The following is a 4757-nucleotide window of genomic DNA, read 5'->3' on the forward strand; positions in this document are numbered from 1 at the left end:
GCCCGCGCAGGGTGAGCATGTTCTTGCCTTTGAGGTAGACCCCGCCGTGCGAGGCACCGTTCTCGGCCAGGATGCCCAGGGCGGTGCGTGCGGTGACGGACTTGCCGGATCCGGATTCGCCCACGATGGCCAGGATCTCGCCGGCCTTGACTTGCAAATCAACGCCGCGCACTGCCGGCACTGCGCCGGCGTCCGTGACGAAATCAATGTTCAGGTCTTCGATGCGCAAGACAGCGGGTGTGCCGATGTTGGCCTCGGAGTCGAGGAGAGGACTGTTGGTCATTTGCTTGCTCCTACCTGTCCGGACTGGGTGATGCGCTTGGCCTTCTTGCGGCTGAAGCGGCGCAGGCGCGGGTCATTGAGGTCATTCATGGACTCGCCAACCAGGGTCAAGCCCATCACGGTGAGCACGATGGCCAAGCCCGGGAACAGGCCGGTCCACCAGATTCCGCTAGTGGCATCTGACATCGCGCGGTTCAGGTCGTAGCCCCATTCCGAAGCACTGGTCGGTTCGATGCCGAAGCCCAGGAAGCCCAGGCCCGCCAGGGTCAGCAATGCCTCGGTGGCATTCAGCGTGAAGATCAGCGGCAAGGTGCGGGTGGCGTTGCGCAGCAGGTGCGCGAACATCACTCGCCATGGGCTGGCGCCGATCACCTGTGCGGATTCTACGAAGGGTTCCGCCTTCAGCCGCATCACTTCGGCGCGGACTACGCGGAAGTACTGCGGGATGAACACCACGGTGATGGAGATGGCCGCTGCCATCACGCCGCCGAAGAGCGAAGACTGGCCCTGGGAAATCACGATGGACATCACGATGGCCAGCAGCAAGGATGGGAACGCGTAGATTGCATCGGCCAACACCACGGCGATGCGGTCGAACCAGCCGCCGAGGTAGCCGGAGATCAAGCCCAGCAATACGCCCAGGAACAGGGACATGACCACGGCCGCCAGGATCACCCAGATGGCCGTCTGCGCACCGAAGAGGGTCCGCGAGAACACGTCATAGCCGGTGGCGGTGGTGCCCCAGATGAATTTGCTGTCCGGAGCCGCCTGGCGCGGGAAGTCCCCGGATGCATCCGAGGACTGCGCGAAATCGAAAGGCGCAATCAGCGGCGCGAACAGGGCGGTAACGATGAACAGGCCGGAGAGCGCCAGACCGGCAACCAGCATGCCCCGCTGCAGGCCAGAGGACATGCGCAGGTGGGAGATGACCGGGAGCCGGTCCAGCCAGGACTTGTTCGAAGCCGGCAAGGTAGCTGTACTCATGATTAGTACCTGACTCTCGGGTCGATCAAGGCGGCCAGCACGTCAACGATGAAGTTGGTGACGGCGACGATAATGGCCAGCAGCACCACGATGCCCTGCACAGCCACGAAGTCGCGGGCGGTGAGGTATTCGGCGAGCTTGAAGCCCAATCCCGACCATTCGAAGGTGGTCTCGGTCAGCACTGCTCCACCGAGCAGCATGGCAATCTGCAGGCCCATGACAGTGATAATCGGAATCAGCGCCGGACGGTAGGCGTGCTTGGTGGTGAGGCGGAATTCGCTGACGCCGCGCGAACGGCCGGCTTCCACGTATTCGCGGCCCAGCGTGCCAATTGCGTTGGTGCGCACCAGGCGCAGGAACACACCGCCGGTGAGCAGGCCCAGTGCCAGGGCTGGCAGGATCGCATGCTCGGTGACATTCCAGAAGGCAGCGCTATTGCCGCTGCGCAGCGCATCGAGCCAGTAAATGCCCGATGGGCTCTGCAGGCCGGTCAGTTCAAGCTCGGTCTGCCAGTCGGCACGGCCGCTGATCGGCAGCCAGCCTAGCCATACGCCGAAGACCAGCTTGAGCAGCAAGCCGGCGAAGAACACCGGTGTGGCGTAGGAAAGGATTGCAAGGATGCGCAACACGGCATCCGGGTAGCGGTCGCGGAACTTCGCGGCAACCAGGCCCAGCGGGATGCCGACCAGCAGTGCGACGAGGACCGCGTTGATGGCCAGTTCCAAAGTTGCCGCGCCGTAGGTGGCCAGCACCTCGGTGACCGCCCGGTTATCGCTCATGGTGCGGCCCAGATCGCCGGTGAAGATCTGGCCCAGGTACTCGAAGTACTGGATCAGGATCGGCCGGTCGTATCCGGCTTCATGGATGCGCTGGGCCAGCTGGTCCGGGGTGAGCCGTCCGCCCAAGGCTGCGGTGATCGGGTCGCCGGTCACGCGCATCAGGAAGAACACCACTGTGATGAGGATGAAGACAGTGGGAATGATCAGCAAGAATCGGGTAATCAAGTAGCGGAGGAATCCTCCGCCTTTTTGCTTTGCTGGTTTGGGTGTTGCTAGCGGGCTTGCTTCTTGGCCCGGTGGCGACGTGATAGTCATCGTCTGTCCTTATGGTTCAGGATGCGTGGCAATGCGCCGCCTTGAGCGGTCAATGACGGCGCATGCCAAGGGGATCCACCGCGCGCGCCAAGGGTTGGCGCGTGGCAGATCCCCTCAGGTTTGGTGTCTGCGAGGCGAGAGCCGAATTACTTGCTCAGCACACCGAGACGGAACTTGAACGATGCGTCCAAGGTCTTGTCAACGTCCTTGACGTCCTTGCCCGCAATGGCCACCTGGGCACCCTGCAGCAGTGGAAGCGTGGACAAGTCCTCAGCCACCATCGTCTGCAGTTCTTCGATGGCCTTGGTGCGCTCCGCAGCGTCGACCATTCCTCGCTGATCGGAGATCAGCTTGTCAACCTCGGGGTTGTCGTAGTTGTTCGAAAGGAAGTTCTCCTTGGCAAAGAACGGCGACAGGTAGTTGTCGGCATCCGAGTAGTCCGGGAACCAGCCCAGCTGGTAGGCCGGGTAATCCGTGACGCGCTGCTTCTGGTAGGTCACCCATTCGGTGGACTTCAAATCCACTTCGAACAGGCCATCGGCCTCCAGCTGCTTTTCAACCAGTGCGTATTCGTCACCGGAGTTCGGGCCATAGTGATCCGGGTTGTACTGCAGCGCGAGCTTGACCGGGGTCTTCACTCCGGCATCTTCCAGAACCTTCTTGGCCTTGGCTGCATCCGGCTTGCCGTCGGTGCCGTACATGTCCTTCAGCGGCTCGGTGGCGCCGGTGAAGCCTTGCGGCACGTACGAGTAAGCCGGGGTGTAGGTGTCCTTATAGACGTTCTTCGCGATGGCTTCGCGGTCCACAAGGTGCGCCGCTGCCTGGCGTACGGCCAGTGACTTCGCTTCATCAGCATCATCGGTCTTGGCACCGTATGGCATGGAATCGAAGTTGAAGACGATGTAGCGCAGCTCGCCACCCGGTCCCTTGTGGACCGCCAGATTCTCATCCTTGCCCAGGTCTTCGATGTCGGTTGGGGTCAGCGAACGCCATGCGACGTCGATCTTGCCTTCTTGGACTTCGAGCTTCAGGTTATTGGCGTCCGCGTAGTACTTGATCGCTGCCTTGTCGTTGGCTGCAGGGCCCAGAACGCCCTGGTAGGACTCGTTGGCACTGAAGGAGATCAGGTTGTTCTTGTTGTACGAATCAATGACGTACTGGCCGCCGAAGGCCTTGGCCTCAACGATCTTCTGGTCGTCCATGACTGCGTCTGCGGAGAACACTTCATCATCGACGATCGGGCCGACCGGGGAGGTCAGCACCTGCGGGAAGGTCTGGTCATTGCCGACCTTCAGCTTGAATACCACCGTGGTGGCGTCAGGAGCCTCGATGGATTCAACGTTGCCCAGCAGCGAGGATGGGCCGTTAGGGTCCGCGATCTTCAGCTGGCGGTCGAAGGTGAACTTGACGTCCTTGGAGTCAAGGTCGTGGCCGTTGGCCCACTTCAAGCCCGGCTTCAGCTTGACCGTGTATTCAGTCGGGGTAGTGAACTCCGCGGACTCGGCAAGGCTCATCGATGGGTCCGGGCTGCCCGGCTCGGAGTTGAGCAGGAACGGGTAAATCTGGTTCATGACCATGAACGAACCGTTGTCGTAAGATCCGGCAGGGTCCAGGGAGGTCACTTTGTCGGTGGTGCCCAGGGTGATTGGGGCGCTGGCTTCGCCATTGCCGCCCTCTTCATTGCCGCTGTCTGCGGCTTGGGTGCAGCCGGTCAGTGCCAGGGCAGAGATACCCACAACGGCTGCTGCGAGTCGCAGCCCGTTCTTCTTGCGAGCCATGAGTCATCCTTCGTCTAGGTACATGCATGGGCTGTGATGATTAGCACATGCTTCACATATCCTAAGTGATGCAAGGCACAAAATACGAATGGGGCCGGCGGAAACTGGCAAAAGCGCGGTCTCGACGCCCGCTTTTTGTGCTTCAGCCCATACCGCTCCGTGCTCAACGGTGAGATGCGCGGGGATTCCTTCCGGCCTTTTGGCTAGATGGCATAAGCTAGATGTCAATGATGACTCGTAGAGACGCGGCAATCGCGTTGGATATCCCAGTAGAAATGGCCAAGCGCCACGGCATTCCTTCCAAAATGAGCGAGGCTGAATTCCGTGAGCTGAACACCAATCCACCAGCTTGGTTGGAGCAGTCGCGCGCCAACCGTACCGGCAAACGCCCTGTGTGGATTCATCTGGTCTGCGAAGTCTGCGGCTTCAGCGAGTACGAACGTCCCAAGAAGTGGTGGCCTGCCTTCGATTTCGTGCACTGCCACACCCACTCCCCTGCACAGCTTCCGAAGCTGGAAAAGGGCAAGACCCGCGTGGAGTACCAAGATATTTCAGCTCATATGTTCGGCATTGTCGACGAAGGCTAGAAGCTGAATACAACACAATGGCGAAGGGTGGG

At 60.8% G+C, this 4757-nt stretch carries 5 protein-coding genes; 1 reads left to right on the forward strand and 4 read right to left on the reverse strand.

The window, feature by feature from the left end; genetic code table 11:
- From ACNPN0_RS11610 to ACNPN0_RS11625, 4 genes are all read right to left on the reverse strand, one after another.
- Positions 1–283: ATP-binding cassette domain-containing protein (locus ACNPN0_RS11610; protein ID WP_448938105.1), on the reverse strand; the 283-nt coding region annotated here is incomplete at its 3' end.
- Complete coding sequence (locus tag ACNPN0_RS11615) at positions 280–1266, reverse strand: ABC transporter permease (protein ID WP_332485961.1); 987 nt, start codon at positions 1264–1266, stop codon at positions 280–282. The genes ACNPN0_RS11610 and ACNPN0_RS11615, both read right to left, overlap by 4 nt.
- A 2-nt stretch (positions 1267–1268) precedes the next feature.
- A complete protein-coding gene (locus ACNPN0_RS11620; RefSeq protein ID WP_105656828.1) occupies positions 1269–2360 on the reverse strand; it encodes an ABC transporter permease in 1092 nt (363 codons plus the stop codon).
- 146 nt (positions 2361–2506) lie between these two features.
- Positions 2507–4138, reverse strand: coding sequence for an ABC transporter substrate-binding protein (locus ACNPN0_RS11625; protein ID WP_332498154.1), 1632 nt, complete (start codon positions 4136–4138; stop codon positions 2507–2509).
- 227 nt (positions 4139–4365) lie between these two features.
- Between ACNPN0_RS11625 and ACNPN0_RS11630 the strand changes: the two genes are divergently transcribed.
- Positions 4366–4725: a hypothetical protein gene (locus ACNPN0_RS11630; RefSeq protein ID WP_105656830.1), complete on the forward strand. Its 360-nt coding sequence runs from the start codon at positions 4366–4368 to the stop codon at positions 4723–4725.
- The last annotated feature ends 32 nt before the right edge of the window (positions 4726–4757 follow it).

It is taken from the genome of Glutamicibacter sp. AGC84 (genome assembly GCF_053543575.1).

Coding starts and splice junctions, on each gene's coding strand:
- ACNPN0_RS11615 (WP_332485961.1), bottom strand. CDS start 1,266: ATGAGTACAGCTACCTTGCCGGCTTCGAACAAGTCCTGGCTGGACCGG.
- ACNPN0_RS11620 (WP_105656828.1), bottom strand. CDS start 2,360: ATGACTATCACGTCGCCACCGGGCCAAGAAGCAAGCCCGCTAGCAACA.
- ACNPN0_RS11630 (WP_105656830.1), top strand. CDS start 4,366: ATGATGACTCGTAGAGACGCGGCAATCGCGTTGGATATCCCAGTAGAA.
- ACNPN0_RS11625 (WP_332498154.1), bottom strand. CDS start 4,138: ATGGCTCGCAAGAAGAACGGGCTGCGACTCGCAGCAGCCGTTGTGGGT.